This is a genomic window from Qipengyuania sp. NPDC077410 (genome assembly GCF_044543405.1).
Taxonomy (GTDB): Bacteria; Pseudomonadota; Alphaproteobacteria; order Sphingomonadales; family Sphingomonadaceae; genus Qipengyuania; species Qipengyuania pacifica.
The window spans coordinates 1,017,532-1,032,697 of sequence record NZ_JBITWB010000001.1; the positions used below are offsets into that span (position 1 = coordinate 1,017,532).

A 15,166-nucleotide genomic window follows, 5' to 3' on the forward strand; every position below is an offset into this window, starting at 1 on the left:
GGATGACGACAGCAGAGACATGACATGATTTCCAATCGCCGTACCTTCGCCATCATTTCCCACCCCGACGCGGGCAAGACCACGCTGACCGAGAAGCTGTTGCTGACCGGCGGCGCCATTCACCTGGCCGGCGAGGTCAAGGCGCGCGGACAGGCGCGGCGGGCGCGGTCCGACTGGATGAAGATCGAACAGCAGCGCGGCATTTCGGTGACCAGTTCGGTCATGACGTTCGAGCGCGAGGGCATCACCTTCAACCTGCTCGACACGCCGGGGCACGAGGATTTTTCCGAAGACACCTATCGCACGCTGACGGCGGTCGATTCGGCGATCATGGTGATCGACGCGGCCAAGGGCATCGAGCCGCAGACGAGGAAGCTGTTCGAGGTCTGCCGGTTACGCAGCGTGCCGATCATCACCTTCGTCAACAAGGTCGACCGTGAAGGGCGGCCGGTGTTCGAGCTGCTGGACGAGATCGCCGACATGCTGGCGCTGGACGTCAGCCCGCAGGCCTATCCAGTGGGCATGGGCGGCGAGTTCGAAGGCGTGCTCGATTTCGAGACCGGCTGCATCGCGCGGCCCGAGGGGCCGAGCAAGGAGTTCAAGGGCACGCGCGATTGCGACGCCGAAATCCCCGAACGCTTTGCCGAGAACATCGAACTGGCGCAGATCGGCTATCCCGAATTCGATCTGGAAGCCTATCGCAATGGCGATCTGACGCCGGTCTATTTCGGATCGGCGCTGAAGAATTTCGGCGTGACCGAGCTGATCGAGGCAATCGCGAAATACGCCCCGCCGCCGCGCCCGCAGCCCGCGGGCGAAGAACAGATAAGCCCGGAGCGCGACGAGGTGACCGGCTTCATCTTCAAGGTGCAGGCCAATATGGACCCCAACCACCGCGACCGCATCGCCTTCATGCGGCAGGTATCGGGCACGTTCAAACGCGGCATGAAGCTGACGCCGTCGGGCCTCGGCAAGCCGGTGGCGATCCATTCGCCGATCCTGTTCTTCGCGCAGGACCGCGAGGTGGCCGACACGGCGGAGCCGGGCGACATCATCGGCATCCCGAACCACGGCACGCTGCGCGTGGGCGATACGCTGAGCGAGAAGAATGCGATCCGCTTTACCGGCCTGCCCAATTTCGCGCCGGAAATCCTGCGCCGTGTCGCGCTGGTCGATCCGACCAAGACCAAACAGTTGCGCAAAGCGCTCGACGATCTTTCCGAAGAAGGGGTGATCCAGGTGTTCTATCCCGAGCTGGGCGGGCAGTGGATCGTCGGCGTGGTCGGCCAGCTGCAGCTCGACGTGCTGATTTCGCGATTGTCGGCCGAATACAAGGTGGAAGCCCGGCTGGAAGCATCGCCCTTTGCCACTGCGCGCTGGATCAGGGGCGAGGACAAGGCGATGAACGACTTCGAGAAGTTCAACCTGTCCAACCTCGCCAAGGATCGCGACGGGGACCTCGTCTTCATGGCCAAGAGCCCGTGGGACGTGAACTATCAGCAGGAAAAGAACCCGGACCTTACCTTCTCCGCCACGAAGGAGCGTTGAGGTTGCACGGCAGGCGCCTTCGCGGCAAAGCCATGGCATGACGTTACACGCCGGACCGACATCGCAGACCTTCATATCGCAGCGCCTGCGACTCAATTATGTCGATTGGGGCAATCGCGACGCGCCGCCGCTGGTGCTGGTGCATGGCGGGCGCGATCATGCGCGCAGCTGGGACTGGGTGGCGGAAGACCTGTGCAGGGACTGGCACGTCACCGCTTTCGATCACCGCGGGCACGGCGATTCCGACTGGGTCAGCGACGGCAATTACATGGCCAACGACATGGTCTATGACCTTGCCCAGTTCATCCACCAGCTCGACCGGGGGCCGGTGACGATCGTCAGCCATTCGATGGGCGGAAACGTCGCCCTGCGTTATGCCGGGACCTTTCCCGACATGGTGCGCAAGATCGTGGCGATCGAAGGGCTCGGCCCGAGCCCGGCGCGGCAGGCCGAGCAGCGCGAAACGCCATACCCCGAACGGATGGCCGAATGGATCGGCAAGAAACGCGCCGCATCGGGCCGCATCCCGCGCAAATACGAAAGCATCGAGTCGGCCTTTCGCCGGATGATCGAGGAGAACAAGTTCCTCACCGAAGACCAGGCGCGCCATCTGACGCTGCACGGCGTGAACAAGAACGAGGACGGCACCTATAGCTGGAAGTTCGACCCGCATCTGAACGTATGGGGCGTGGAAGATGTGGCGGACGAGTTCCAGCACCAGACCTGGGCCGCGATCACGGCGCCGACATTGCTGCTTTACGGGGCGGACAGCTGGGCTTCGAACCCCGAAGGGGATGGCCGGCTGGACCATTTCAACAATGCCGAGGTGATCGAATTCGAGAATGCGGGCCACTGGCTGCATCACGATCAGTTCGACCGTTTCATGAAGACGATCCGCGAGTTCCTCTGATACGGTGCAGCTTACTTTCGCCAGCTACAACATCCACAAGGGCGTCGGGCTCGACCGCCGGCGCGACCCCGAACGCATCCTGTCCGTCCTGCACGAGATCGATGCCGACATCATAGCATTGCAGGAAGCTGACCGGCGCATCGGCGAGCGCGCCAGCGTGCTGCCGCGTGCCGATATCGACGATACGCGCTGGCGCGTGATCGAGGTGGCGCGGCGGCCGCGCAGCATCGGCTGGCATGGCAATGCCCTGCTCGTCCGCCGCGGGATCGACATCGTATCGGGCGAGGCGCTGGATCTGCCGACCATCGAGCCGCGGGGCGCGGCCTGCGGAGAAATCGTTGTCGAGGGGCACAGCCTGCGGGTGATCGGAACGCATCTCGACCTGTCGGGTCTCCGGCGGCGCGACCAGATCCGTTCGTTGCTGGGGTTCTGCAATGCCTGCGACCGCAACTTGCCGACGGTGATCATGGGCGATTTCAACCAATGGGGCCGTCAGACAGGCGCCATGCGTGAATTTGCGCAAGGCTGGCACATCGTCACGCCGGGGCGCAGCTATCCAAGCAGGCAGCCAGTGGCGACGCTCGACCGGATCGTGGCCAGCACCCATTGGAACGTCGTTTCTTCGGACGTTCATCACACGGCGCTTTCGACGGTTGCATCCGACCATCTGCCCGTGAAGGCCGTACTTTCCCTGATCAAAAAATAGGCACGCGCCTAATTATCGGGCAACGAATGTTGCGTCGGTCCCGCGCTTAGCGTCCAAATCTTACCGAAAACGTGTTTGGCACGCACTTTGCTGCGTCTGCGCATGCCGGTGCTTGGGCCGGTAGATCACACGAGGGGGTGAGCGCGTGAAATTCATCATCGCCGTCATCAAGCCGTTCAAGCTCGACGAGGTCCGCGAGGCCCTGGGGGGCATCGGGGTGGCTGGAATGACCGTTACCGAGGTCAAGGGCTTCGGCCGCCAGAAGGGCCAGACCGAGATTTACCGCGGCGCCGAATATTCGACCAATATGCTGCCGAAGGTAAAACTCGAGATCGCCGCGAGCGACGACCTCGCCCCGCAAGTGGTCGAGACGATCCAGCAGACTGCCACCACCGATGCGATCGGCGACGGCAAGATCTTCGTTTTCGACCTCGCCAGCGCCACCCGCATTCGCACCGGCGAAACCGGCGACACCGCGCTCTGACGGACAGGATGGGACCCATGATGTTTCGAACACTTTCTCGCAGCGTTGCCACCGGCATCGCGCTGCTTACGCCGGCAGCGGCTTTCGCCCAGGAGGCTGCCGAAGCTGCCGCTGCCGTGCCCAATCCCGGCAACAATGCCTGGATGATGACGGCCACAATCCTGGTGCTGCTGATGATCCTGCCTGGGCTCGCGCTGTTCTATGGCGGTCTCACCCGCTCCAAGAACATGCTTTCCACCATAACGCAGGTCGGCGGGGCAGCGTGCCTTGCGATGCTGATCTGGGTGATGTGGGGCTATTCGACCGCCTTCGGGCCGGAAGGCAATGCCTTCTTCAGCTGGGGCAATCTGTTCCTGAGCCAGGTGACGACCGACAGCACTGCAGCGACATTCAGCGATGAAGTCATCAGCGAATATGTCTTCGTCAGCTTCCAGATGACTTTCGCCGCGATTACCGCTGCGCTGGTGCTGGGCGCGACGGTGGAGCGGCTGAAGTTCTCTGCCGCCATGCTGTTTACCGCCATCTGGCTGACGATCGTCTATTTCCCGATCGCGCACATGGCGTGGGCGGGCGGCGGCCTGTTGTTCGAAATGGGCGCGCTCGACTTCGCCGGCGGTACCGTGGTCCATATCAATGCCGGTGTCTCGGCACTGGTGCTCGCCATGTTCCTTGGCAAGCGCAAGGGCTATCCCGGGGAGCCGATGCCGCCGCACAGCCTGACGCTGACGCTGGTGGGCGCTGGCCTGCTGTGGGTCGGCTGGTTCGGTTTCAATGCCGGCTCGGAACTCGAAGCAGACGGAACTGCCGGTCTTGCCATGATCAACACCTTCGTCGCCACCGCCGCAGGTGCCCTGGCCTGGATGCTGATGGAACGCTTTGCCGGGCACAAGGGATCGGCCCTGGGCTTTGCATCGGGCATCATTGCAGGTCTCGTCGCCGTCACTCCGGCGGCCGGTAACAGCGGCCCGTTCGGAGCGCTGGTGCTTGGTATCGTGGCTTCGGTGATCGCGTATTTCGCAGTCGCCAAGCTCAAGCCGAAGCTGGGTTACGACGATGCGCTGGACGTGTTCGGGATCCACGGCATTGCGGGCATCGTCGGCGCGATCGGCACGGGTATCGTCTATTCGCCCGCGCTTGGCGGACCCGGCGATGCAGCAGAATATGCGATGGGGGCTCAGGTAACGACGCAGATCGTCGCCGTGGTCGTCGCCATCGTTTGGGCAACGGTCGGAACCGTGATCGCGACGCTCATCACCAAGGTCATCACCGGTCTGCGGGTCACCCCGGAAGTCGAAAGCGACGGCCTGGACATCGGCGAGCATGGGGAACGTGCCTACAACTGAATTCGAAGCTTGGCGGGGGCGCCTACTCTCTCTCTCCTCTCCTCGGGTGCCCCCGTCTAACCGTGTTCCTCCTGCGAACACCGACTTTACCGGGCCGGAGATTAGTCTCCGGCCCCTTTTTTCGTATCCGCCGGGCTTGCCGATAGAGGAGGGCGGTGGCGTCCTAAGCGGCGAGGGCTGCCATCACGAAATCGGCGCAGCGTTCCCCGATCATGATGCTGGGGGCATTCGTGTTTCCGCTGACCAGCCGCGGCATGACGCTGGCATCGGCCACATAAAGCCCATCCACCCCGCGAGCCTTCAGCGTCGGATCGACCACGGCATCTTCATCCGCCCCCATCCGGCAGGTGCCGACGGGGTGATAGACGGTATCGGCACGATTGCGGATGAGATCGTCGAGCTGCGCATCATCGTCGAGATCGATGGGGTAGCGGTCCTGCGGCGCGTACTGCGCCATGCTGGGCGAAGCGACGATCCGATGGGACAGCCGCACACCTTCGCGCAGAATGGCCATGTCGCGATCATCGTCGAGGAAATTGGGATCGATCAGCGGAGCGTGCTGCGCATCTCGCCCGGCAAGGCGAACGGTCCCGCGACTTTCGGGACGCAGCACACAGGCGTGCAGCGAGAAGCCGTGCCCCTTCACCTTGGTTCGGCCATGGTCTTCCAGCATTGCAGGGACGAAGTGCCACTGCACGTCCGGGGCGGGGGCATCGGGCATGACCTTCCAGAAACCGCCTGCCTCGGCATAGGGCGTGGTCATGATACCCGTCCGCTTGCGCCGATGTTCGAGAATGGCCTTGGCCATACGGATGGTGCCGGCCAGACTGTCACCGATGAAGTCCCGGCTTTCGGTCTGCCAGCTGGAGACGTAGTCGACATGATCCTGCAGGTCGCTGCCCACGGCCGGCTTGTCGATCACCACGTCGATGCCATGATCTTTCAGATGGGCGGCGGGCCCGATCCCGGAAAGCATCAAGATCTGCGGCGAATTGAAGGCGCCAGCCGACAGCACCACGGCGCCGCGGGCCTTCACCTGTCGCTGCCTGTCGCCGACCGTATAGGTCACGCCGGTGACACGACCTTCCTCGATATCGAGCTTTTGCACGCTGACGCCGATGCGGACGTCCAGATTCCGCGAGCCCCTTAACGGCTCCACATAGGCTCGCGCGGCCGACCAGCGTTCCCCGTCCTTCTGGGTGACCTGATAAAGGCCGAAACCTTCCTGCCGGTCATCGTTGAAATCGGCGTTGCGGGGCAATTGCAGTTCGGTCGCTGCCTCGACAAAGGCAAGGCTGCCCGGATTGGCCCATTTCTGGTCGCTCACCCACAAGGGGCCCGAGGCGCCGTGAAATTCATCAGCGCCGCGCACATTGTGTTCGGCCTGTTTGAAATAGGGGAGCACGTCGTCATAAGCCCAGCCGCGGCAGCCGAGCGCGGCCCAATTGTCGTAATCCCAGCGATTGCCGCGGATATAGATCATGGCATTGATCGCCGAGGATCCGCCCAGGCCCCGCCCGCGCGGCTGGTAGCCGACCCGTCCGTTCAGGCCTTTCTGCGGAACGGTTTCGAACCGGTAATTCTGCGCGTCGCGCAGGAAGGGCATGAAGCCGGGCGTCTTGACCAGCATGCCGTTGTTCCGGCCTCCGGCCTCCAGCAGGCAGACGCTCTTGCCGGTTTGCGCCAACCGCCCTGCAACGGCGCTCCCGCCGCTGCCGCCGCCAATCACGATGACATCGAATTCGTCCATGGGTACTCCTCTCCGCCGGAGAGGTTAGGCAGGCTCCGCCTCGCCCGCAATCGGGTTTTCCGATGAAACGGAATTTTCCTGCATGCCCTGCCGTTCCAGCCAGCGCGCCCTTATCTGGTCGGACGTTTCGCGGCTTGCGTCATGGGTCCAGCCGGGTTCGCGCAAGAGATAGGACAATTTGTGCTTCCACGGCGCTCGCCACATATCCTGCACAATGCCCACCCATTCATGGAACACCGCCCAGAACAGGTTGAAGCTGCCGAGTTGTTTGACGATGCCGTACCGGATCTTTTCGCCCTTCACCTCCGGCTCGAAGGTGCCGAACATCTTGTCCCACACGATGAAGACGCCGGCATAGTTGCGATCGAGATAGCGCGGATTGGTCGCATGGTGGACGCGGTGATGGCTGGGCGTGTTCATCACTGCTTCGAACCAGCGTGGCATGCGATCGATCGCTTCGGTGTGAATCCAGAACTGGTAGATCAGGTTGAACCCGCCGCAGATGGCTATCATAACGGGATGAAAGCCGAGAAGGACCAGCGGGAGCGCGAAGGCGAAGCCCAGCGTGAGGAAGCCGGTCCACGTCTGCCGCAGTGCGGTTGAGAGATTGTAGTGCTGGCTCGAGTGGTGGTTCACATGGCTCGCCCAGAACCAGCGGACGCGGTGGCCGAAACGGTGTACCCAGTAATATTTCAGGTCGTCGAGCACGAAGCACAGGACAAAGGCCCACCAGGTCCACGGCACATCGAACAGGCGAAACTGCCAAAGCCAGATGAACAGCGCGAGAAACACCCCGCCGGACAGCAGGCCAGCGACCGTACTGCCGAGACCGAAGGCAAGGCTGGTGAGCGTATCCCTTGGTTCATAGGCGTCGGGGCGTTTGCGCCAGGCCCAGACCATCTCCATCAGCACGAGAGCGATGAAGCCGGGAACTGCCAGTTCGGTAGGCGAGAAATCGGGCATGGCGATCAGCTCTTTACCGCTTCTATTGCCTCGACCCAAGCGGAAGCGTCATCGAGCGCCAACCGCGCCGCGCCGTAACGCCTTTCCGCAGTGTCGATGACGAGCATGTCGCCATCGCGCCGAACACTGGCGACGCCCGACAGGATCCGGCCCGCGAAATGCACGCCATGCGGGCGCAGGAGCAGTACGCGCCCGGCAGCGTCGCGCAGCAATGCGCCGCGGCCATCGCGATCCAGCCCGATCGCCACCGGTTCGAAACCGCTGACGGCCTCTTCGGCAGCAATCCGGGCTTCCGTTTCATCGGCGAGGCGGGGGGCGGGGCCCAGTTTCAGCCACACGGCCACGCCGGCCAGCGCGAAGATCGCCGCCAGGGATCCCAGGAACTGGAGCAGGGCCGGTGGCAATTCCATGCGGCAGACGTTGGCACGCGCCGCGCTTTGCGGCAAGCAGGCCGCAACAGGGAGAAAAACATGAAACCGATCGCCATCCTCGCTGCCGGCGCGGCGCTCATCGCAGCGCCCGTGTGTGCGCAAACCGCCGACCCCATCGCGCAGGTGGAAGCGGAGGCAGAGCGCACCGAGCGCGTGGCCCAGCAGATATGGCAATTTGCGGAACTGGGTTATCTCGAAACGCGCTCCAGCGGGTTGCTGGTCGAAGAACTGCAGAAGGAAGGGTTCACGATCCGGCCGGGCGTTGCAGACATTCCGACCGCCTTCATCGCGGAATGGGGCGAAGGCGGTCCTGTCATCGGGCTGCTGGCGGAATTCGACGCCCTGCCCGGAATCACCCAGTCCGCCGAGCCGACGCGTGATCCGGTTGCGGACAAGCATGCCGGCCATGCCTGCGGGCACAATCTGTTCGGCGCCGGCTCTCTCAGTGCGGCAATCGCCATCCGCAACTGGCTGGAGGCGACCGGCACACCGGGACGCGTACGCCTATACGGGACGCCTGCCGAAGAAGGTGGATCGGGCAAGGTCTATATGGCGCGGGCCGGCCTGTTCGACGATGCCGATTTCGTAATCGACTGGCATCCGGCGGACCGCAATTCCGCCGCATCGCGGATGAGCCTCGCCAACCGGTCGGGCAAGTTCCGGTTCCGCGGTGTTTCGGCCCATGCCGCCGGTGCACCGGAGCGTGGGCGAAGCGCACTCGACGGGGTCGAGGCGATGAACATGATGGTCAATATGATGCGCGAACACACATCGATGGATACGCGCATCCATTATGTCATTACCGATGGGGGCAAGGCGCCCAACGTCGTCCCCGATTTCGCCGAGGTGTTCTATTACGTGCGCCATTCCGATGCGGACGAAGTGCGGGCCTTGTGGCCTCGCCTGGAGGCGGCGGCCAAGGGTGCCGCGATGGGCACGGGGACCGAAGTGGACTGGGAGATCATCCACGGCAACAACCCCACGCTGCCGGTCGAATCGCTGCAGAAAATGATGGACGCCAAGCTGCGTCAGCTCGAGCCGCTCAAATACACTGCAGATGAATTGGCCTGGGCCGCCACGATTCGCGAAAGCCTGGGCGACGACGCGCCAGAGCTGGCGGAAGCGGCGCAGATCGAAGATTACGCGGTACTTACGGGATACGGATCGACCGACGTCGGCGATGTCAGCCGGGCCGTGCCGACTGTCAGCGTGCGCACCGCCACCTGGGTTCCGGGAACGGCGGCGCATAGCTGGCAGGCAGTCGCCGCAAGCGGCCACAGCTATGGTGCCAAAGGCACCCAGCATGCGGCGAAGGCGATGATGCTCGCTGCGGTAGAACTTTATACCAACCCGCAATTGCGCGAGACCGCCAAGGCGGAATTCATTGCGGCGCGCGGCGAGGATTACGTCTACGAATCGCTGCTCGGCGATCGCGCCCCGCCGCTCGATTATCGCAAATGATCAGCTGCGGGCGCTGGCGGCGAACATGTCCATGGCCGGGCGAACCGGGCTGACGTCGTAACCGGCCGAGGCTGCAGCTTCGCTGATTTCTTCCGGGTTCTCGCCCGTCCGTGCGCGTGCGAGCGACCAGAGCAGGGTCGAGCGTGTGCCCGAACGGCAAAAGCCGAGCACCGGCCCGCTTGCAGCGGCAAGCGCATCCTGCAACTGCTCGACCTGCGGTTCGCTGAAGCCGGCGCTACCGATCGGGATGGCGAGGTAATCCATCCCGGCTGCACGGGTTGCCGCCTCGATAGCCGCGCCCTCGGGCTGGTCCGGCGCTTCGCCGTCGGGACGATTGTTGACCACCAGCGTGATGCCCATCGCTGCCGCTTCGGAGATTTCCTGCGGCGTTACCTGGGGGCTGGCATAGAAGCTGTCGGACAGTTTGCGGAATTCGCTCATGAAGGGGTTCCTAGACAGGATTTGATTTCGCCGCCCGGCGCTTGCGCTGAACGATGTTGAGAATTTCGACTCCGACCGAAAAGCCCATGGCGGCATAGATATAACCCTTGGGCACATGGAAGCCGAAGCCATCGGCGATCAGCACGAGCCCGATCATGACCAGGAATGCAAGGGCGAGCATGACCAGCGTCGGGTTCTTTTCGATGAATTTGGCCAGCGGGTCGGCTGCCACCAGCATTATGCCGACCGTGATGACGACCGCGGTGACCATGATCGGGATCTGGTCCGTCATGCCGACGGCCGTGAGGATCGAATCGACCGAAAATACGATATCGATAGCGACGATCTGCGCGATGACGGTGCCGAACGTCGCCTTGGCCGCGTCGCCCGCGCCGGGCGTCTTGTCCAGCAGTTCGCCCGAATTGTCTTCCGGTTCCATCGCGTGATGGATTTCCTTGGTCGCCTTCCACAACAGGAAAAGGCCGCCCACCAGCAGGATAAGGTCGCGCCCGGAAAAGGCGGTTTCGAAACTCGGCTTGCCGTATTCGTTCGGCGCACCGACCAGCCCGAGATCGAAGATCGGCGTCTGCAATGTGACGAGCCAGCCGATGAGCATCAGCAGGCCGATCCGCATGACGAGCGCGAGTGTCAGCCCGATCCGGCGAGCGCGCTGCTGCTGGTGTTCGGGCAACTTGTTCGAAAGGATCGCGATGAAGATCAGGTTGTCGACGCCCAGCACGACCTCGAGCGCGATGAGGGTCAGGAGCGCCAGCCATGCAGACGGGTCCGAAAGAAGGGTCAAAAATTCCATCGATGCGCCTCTGCCTGCGCCCTTCGCTTCGTTCAAGATGTGTTTTGCGCAATATCTCCTATGCGAAAATGTCACAATTGTAGGGTTTGCTCACTGTTGCACGTAAATCATTCGCACCTGACGATCTTTCGCGCTATGATGGCTCCATAAAGGGAGGGTTACGTGCCCGCCCGCGTCGATACGGCATGCAGTCCTCGTATCGGTGGCTTCTGATTTGCGGCTGCACGACAAGGTATTGTTCGAGTTATGGGTTACGACAGAGGACGCCGCCGCGGAAAGGACAAACGCGACGGTTTCGGGGAAGACAATTTCGATAGTTTCGGTGGCCCCCCGGGCGATTTCACTCCGCACGAGGCGTTCCAGGGCGATCGGTTCGGCGGCGGTGATCGCGGCGGCTTTGGCGGCGGGAATCGCGGTGGCGGTTTCGGTGGCGGCAATCGCGGCGGCGGTGGCGATCGTGGCGGCGGCGGTGGCGGTGGCGGCGGTTTCAACCGCATGCCGGCACAGGTCGTCGGCACCGGCAAGGGTACGGTGAAATTCTTCAACGGCCAGAAGGGCTTTGGCTTCATCCAGCAGGATAGCGGCGGCGAAGATGTGTTCGTGCACATCAGCGCAGTCGAACGTGCAGGGCTCGAAGGCCTGGCCGAAGGGCAGGAACTGGAGTTCAACCTCGTGGATCGCGGCGGGAAGGTTTCCGCACAGGATCTTCAGGTCGTTGGCGACGTCATTCCCGTGCAGTCGCGCGGCGGTGACCGCGGCGAGCGTGGCGGTGAACGCGAGGCGGCACCCCGGCGCGAACTGACTGGCGAAAAGGCAACGGGCACGGTCAAGTTCTTCAATTCGATGAAGGGCTTCGGCTTCCTGACCCGCGACGATGGCCAGCCGGATGCGTTTGTTCACATCAGCGCAGTCGAACGTTCGGGTCTTGCCGGCATCAACGAAGGCGAACGGTTCGAATTCGATCTCGAAGTCGACCGACGCGGCAAATATTCGGCGGTCAACCTCGTCCCCGCACAGGACTGAGAAGAGCAGGCCGTCTTGGGGGTTTGACCCGCAAGGCGCGACGCAATAGATCGCTGGCAAACACGCAGATGGCGGTTCCTCAAGGGACCGCCATTTGTCTTTGAAGTTGAAACGCGCCCGCCAAGAGGCGCAGTAGGAGGCCCTATGTCGATTTCACCGCTGATGCCCGTCTATCCCCGCTGCGGCGTTCGCCCGGTCAAGGGTGAGCATTGCCATCTGATCGACGAAGACGGCACGCGTTACCTCGATTTCGCCAGCGGCATTGCAGTCAACCTCCTCGGCCACAGCCATGCGGGCCTGATCGGCGCAATCCAGCAGCAGGCAGAGACGCTGATGCACGTCTCCAACCTTTACGGCAGCCCGCAGGGCGAGGCGCTGGCGCAGCGTCTGGTCGACAAGACCTTTGCCGATACGGTCTTCTTCACCAATTCCGGCGCCGAAGCGGTCGAGGCCGCGATCAAGACGGCACGTGCCTACCACCAACATGAAGATGGCGATGGCAATCGTACCGAACTGATCACTTTCACGAATGCTTTCCATGGCCGCACCATGGCGACAATCAGCGCGTCAAATCAGGAAAAGATGCATAAGGGTTTCATGCCCTTGCTCGCAGGTTTCCAGTATGCCGAGTTCGACAATCTCGAACATGCCAAGTCGCTTATGAGCGACAAAACGGCCGGCTTCCTTGTCGAACCGATCCAGGGCGAAGGCGGTATCCGCCCTGCCAGCGATGAATTCATGCGCGGCCTGCGCGCGCTCGCCGATGAGAACGATCTGATGCTCATCTTCGACGAGGTTCAGTGCGGCGTGGCGCGCACCGGTAAGCTGTATGCTTACGAGCATTACGGGATAGAGCCGGATATCATGGCGACCGCCAAGGGTATCGGCGGCGGGTTCCCGCTCGGGGCCTGCCTTGCGACCGAAAAGGCCGCGCGGGGCATGGGCTTCGGCACGCACGGATCGACCTATGGCGGTAATCCGCTCGCCATGGCCGCAGGCACCGCGGTGATGGACGCTGTAGCGAATGATAAATTCCTCGCCGAAGTCACCGAGAAGGGCGAACGGCTGCGTTCGCGCCTCGAGCAGTTCATTGGCAACTATCCCGATCTATTCGAGCTGGTTCGCGGCAAAGGGCTGATGCTGGGGCTCAAGATGAAGGTCGAGAGCCGTCCGTTCTTCGTGCACCTGCGCGACAATCACCAGCTTCTGACGGTGGCCGCAGGCGACAACACGCTCCGCGTTCTTCCGCCGCTGGTAGCCGCTGATGCCGAATTCGACGAATTCTTCGACAAACTTTCGGCTGGTGCCGCAAGTTACGATCCGGCGGGCTGATAGGGTTATGACAATGCGGCACTTCCTCGATCTTTCCGATGCAGGCGGGGACGCGATTGCCGCCATGATCAACGATGCGCAGGACCGCAAGGCGGCGCGATTGGGCTGGGCCAAGGGCAGGCCCGATGCCGACGCGCCGCTTGCCGGCCATGTGCTGGGGATGATCTTTGAAAAGAGCTCCACCCGTACGCGGGTGAGTTTCGATATCGCCATGCGCCAACTGGGCGGATCGGCGCTTATCCTCGATTCCGGTACCAGCCAGCTGGGCCGGGGTGAAAGCATCGCCGACACGGCGCGCGTGCTCAGCCGGATGGTCGATGCGATCATGATCCGGACCGACGATCACGAAAAGGCTCTGGAAATGGCGCGCCATGCGACCGTTCCGGTGATCAACGGCCTGACGGACCGCTCGCACCCGTGCCAGATCGTCGCCGATCTCCTGACCGTGGTCGAACATGGTAAGGCATTGCCCGGGTTGGAATTGGCCTGGCTGGGCGACGGCAACAATGTGCTTCATTCCATTCTCGAAGCTGCGGGACTGATGAAGTTCAACGTCCGCGTCGGCATTCCGCAGGGGTATGAGCCGGAAACCGAATTCGTCGAAATGGCGCGCAGCGGCGGTGTTACGGTAACATTGACGCAGGATGCTCGAGAAGCGGTATCCGGGGCCGACATCGTGGTCACGGATACGTGGATTTCCATGGGGCAGGAGCACGTTCACAACAAGCTGGCGGCGATGGCGCCGTTTCAGGTTTCGCAAAGCCTCATGGGGGCGGCCAAGCCCGATGCGAAATTCCTGCATTGCCTGCCGGCCCACGCCGGCGAAGAAGTGAGCGAAGAGGTATTCGAGGGCGAGCAATCCGTTGTTTTCGACGAGGCCGAAAATCGCATTCACGCGCAAAAGTCGGTCCTGCTCTGGTGTTTCGACCGTATCTGACGCGAATTTTCCGAACCCTACCATTTTCCACAGCCCGCCCCATATGGCGGGCATGAACGCTACCTCCTCCAAAAACGAAGAAACCTACACTGGTCGTCTGTTGGCCTTCACGATCCCTGCGCGCCACGCGCGGGGCCGTCTGGTGCGGCTCGATGATGTGCTCGACGAGATCCTTGCCGCGCATGACTATCCGGCCCCCGTTACTCATCTTCTCGCCGAAGCGCTTGTGCTGGCCGTGCTGATCGGCGGGTTGGTGAAGGATGACGGGTCGCAAGTTACGATGCAAGCCCAGACCGAAGCGGGCGCCGTAAGCCTGCTGGTCTGCGATTACAAAGGCGGCGAACTGCGCGGCTATGTCGAGTTCGATGAGGGTAAACTTGCGGAACTCGGTGCCAACCCGTCGCTTTTCGCGCTGTTCGGCAAAGGATATCTCGCCATCACCTTCGATCTCGTCGGGGGTCAGGGGCGATATCAGGGTATCGTTCCCCTCGAAGGCGATAGTCTTGCGGAAGCGTGCGAGCGCTATTTCTACCAATCAGAACAGGTGCCGACGCTGATCAGATGCGCCGTGCGTTCAGATGGCGCCGGGGTCAAGGCGGCAGGACTGCTCGTGCAGCATCTCCCCGAGGGCGAAGAAGGGCGCGAGCGGCTTCATGCCAAGCTGGATCATCCCGAGTGGGAACATGTCGCGATTCTCGCTGGATCGCTACGGCACGAAGAACTGCTCGATCCCGAACTTTCGCTTGAAGCGATCGCCTGGCGGTTGTTCCACGAAGAAGATCAAGTTCTCGTTCAGCCCGGGGCCGCGATCGGTCGCGGATGCAGGTGCTCGGTCGAACATTACAAGGATGTTTTGGAGCGCTTTCCCGAAGACCAGCGCGCCGAGATGCGCGATGAAAACGGGATCGTCCTCGTAGACTGTGCATTCTGTTCGAAACAGTTCGGCATCGAAATTTGATCGGCGTGTCGTTGCTATACAACGGTTCATCGCTATCTTGATGTACGAAAGATCAGAGACAACACGCG

Annotated in this window: 15 protein-coding genes; 10 read left to right on the forward strand and 5 right to left on the reverse strand. The window is 62.4% G+C overall.

Going from position 1 to position 15,166, the window contains the following annotated elements; genetic code table 11:
• Nucleotides 1-24 precede the first annotated feature (24 nt).
• The 5 genes from ACIGGE_RS05010 (at nt 25) to ACIGGE_RS05030 (ending at nt 4,991) form a co-directional block, all read left to right on the forward strand.
• A complete protein-coding gene (locus tag ACIGGE_RS05010) occupies nt 25-1,548 on the forward strand; it encodes a peptide chain release factor 3 (RefSeq protein WP_397489615.1) in 1,524 nt (507 codons plus the stop codon).
• A gap of 37 nt (nt 1,549-1,585) precedes the next feature.
• Complete coding sequence (locus tag ACIGGE_RS05015) at nt 1,586-2,458, forward strand: alpha/beta fold hydrolase (RefSeq protein WP_397489616.1); 873 nt, start codon at nt 1,586-1,588, stop codon at nt 2,456-2,458.
• A 4-nt stretch (nt 2,459-2,462) separates the two neighbouring features.
• Nucleotides 2,463-3,164: an endonuclease/exonuclease/phosphatase family protein gene (locus ACIGGE_RS05020; RefSeq protein ID WP_397489617.1), complete on the forward strand. Its 702-nt coding sequence runs from the start codon at nt 2,463-2,465 to the stop codon at nt 3,162-3,164.
• Between the two features lie 145 nt (nt 3,165-3,309).
• Nucleotides 3,310-3,648: a P-II family nitrogen regulator gene (locus tag ACIGGE_RS05025; protein ID WP_103022754.1), complete on the forward strand. Its 339-nt coding sequence runs from the start codon at nt 3,310-3,312 to the stop codon at nt 3,646-3,648.
• Between the two features lie 20 nt (nt 3,649-3,668).
• Nucleotides 3,669-4,991, forward strand: coding sequence for an ammonium transporter (locus ACIGGE_RS05030; protein ID WP_397489931.1), 1,323 nt, complete (start codon nt 3,669-3,671; stop codon nt 4,989-4,991).
• Nucleotides 4,992-5,154: 163 nt separating this feature from the next.
• On the opposite strand, the gene ACIGGE_RS05035 is transcribed toward ACIGGE_RS05030, so the two are convergent.
• From ACIGGE_RS05035 to ACIGGE_RS05045, 3 genes are read right to left on the reverse strand one after another with little or no spacing between them, the layout of a single operon-like run.
• A complete protein-coding gene (locus ACIGGE_RS05035; protein ID WP_397489618.1) occupies nt 5,155-6,741 on the reverse strand; it encodes a GMC family oxidoreductase in 1,587 nt (528 codons plus the stop codon).
• A gap of 24 nt (nt 6,742-6,765) precedes the next feature.
• Nucleotides 6,766-7,704: a sterol desaturase family protein gene (locus tag ACIGGE_RS05040; protein WP_397489619.1), complete on the reverse strand. Its 939-nt coding sequence runs from the start codon at nt 7,702-7,704 to the stop codon at nt 6,766-6,768.
• 5 nt (nt 7,705-7,709) lie between these two features.
• Nucleotides 7,710-8,114: a hypothetical protein gene (locus tag ACIGGE_RS05045; RefSeq protein ID WP_397489620.1), complete on the reverse strand. Its 405-nt coding sequence runs from the start codon at nt 8,112-8,114 to the stop codon at nt 7,710-7,712.
• Nucleotides 8,115-8,174: 60 nt separating this feature from the next.
• On the opposite strand from ACIGGE_RS05045, the gene ACIGGE_RS05050 reads away from it, so the two are divergent.
• Nucleotides 8,175-9,596, forward strand: a complete 1,422-nt coding sequence (locus ACIGGE_RS05050) for an amidohydrolase (protein ID WP_397489621.1) — start codon at nt 8,175-8,177, stop codon at nt 9,594-9,596.
• Here the strand turns inward: ACIGGE_RS05050 and ACIGGE_RS05055 are convergent, their stop codons facing one another.
• Both ACIGGE_RS05055 and ACIGGE_RS05060 read right to left on the reverse strand, forming a co-directional pair.
• On the reverse strand, nt 9,597-10,037 hold the full coding sequence (locus ACIGGE_RS05055; protein ID WP_397489622.1) for a TIGR01244 family sulfur transferase: 441 nt from the start codon (nt 10,035-10,037) through the stop codon (nt 9,597-9,599). It abuts the gene before it with no gap.
• 10 nt (nt 10,038-10,047) lie between these two features.
• Nucleotides 10,048-10,848, reverse strand: a complete 801-nt coding sequence (locus ACIGGE_RS05060) for a TerC family protein (protein WP_222826812.1) — start codon at nt 10,846-10,848, stop codon at nt 10,048-10,050.
• A gap of 246 nt (nt 10,849-11,094) precedes the next feature.
• Here ACIGGE_RS05060 and ACIGGE_RS05065 point away from each other — a divergent pair, with 246 nt between their 5' ends.
• From ACIGGE_RS05065 to ACIGGE_RS05080, 4 genes are all read left to right on the forward strand, one after another.
• Complete coding sequence (locus ACIGGE_RS05065) at nt 11,095-11,871, forward strand: cold-shock protein (protein ID WP_397489623.1); 777 nt, start codon at nt 11,095-11,097, stop codon at nt 11,869-11,871.
• 144 nt (nt 11,872-12,015) lie between these two features.
• Nucleotides 12,016-13,203 carry an aspartate aminotransferase family protein gene (locus tag ACIGGE_RS05070; protein WP_397489624.1) on the forward strand — a complete coding sequence of 396 codons (1,188 nt, stop codon included), beginning with the start codon at nt 12,016-12,018 and terminating at the stop codon, nt 13,201-13,203.
• Between the two features lie 7 nt (nt 13,204-13,210).
• On the forward strand, nt 13,211-14,140 hold the full coding sequence (argF, locus tag ACIGGE_RS05075; protein WP_397489625.1) for an ornithine carbamoyltransferase: 930 nt from the start codon (nt 13,211-13,213) through the stop codon (nt 14,138-14,140).
• A gap of 52 nt (nt 14,141-14,192) precedes the next feature.
• Nucleotides 14,193-15,098 (forward strand): Hsp33 family molecular chaperone HslO, encoded by a 906-nt coding sequence (locus ACIGGE_RS05080; protein ID WP_196847372.1) that lies wholly within the window; start codon nt 14,193-14,195, stop codon nt 15,096-15,098.
• Nucleotides 15,099-15,166 lie beyond the last annotated feature (68 nt).